This is a genomic window from Mesorhizobium sp. M2E.F.Ca.ET.219.01.1.1 (assembly GCF_004016445.2).
Lineage (GTDB): Bacteria > Pseudomonadota > Alphaproteobacteria > Rhizobiales > Rhizobiaceae > Mesorhizobium.
In genome coordinates, this window is record NZ_SADT02000160.1 from 1 (window position 1) to 328 (window position 328).

At 63.4% G+C, this 328-nt stretch carries 1 pseudogene; it reads right to left on the reverse strand.

Annotated elements, in window-relative coordinates:
• A pseudogene (locus EN862_RS35345) lies at positions 1-308 on the reverse strand (hypothetical protein); the annotation flags it as partial.
• Positions 309-328 lie beyond the last annotated feature (20 nt).

The window sequence follows — 328 nt, forward strand, 5'->3', positions numbered from 1 at the left end:
CCGCGGCCCGCCAAGAAACCGTCTTGCGCCTCGCCCTCCAGTTCGACCTGGAGCTTGGAGTCGTCGACTTGCTTGCGAATGGCGCGCTCGATCAGCTCGGCGACGTCCTTTGCTGCAGGATCCTCGTCGGCGAAGCGGCGGCGGATGTCAGGCGCGGGCGGACTGTTGATGATCGCCGGAACGATGGTCTCGACGTTGGCGAACAGGATGTTGAAGTCGTAGGTGTTGCCGAGCGTGGCGGATGTGCTCAGGTCGTCCGACTTGGTCTCGCCAGTGTAGGCCTTCACCGCCTTCTCGGCGTCGTCCATCCACTGCTTTTCGAGCTTGC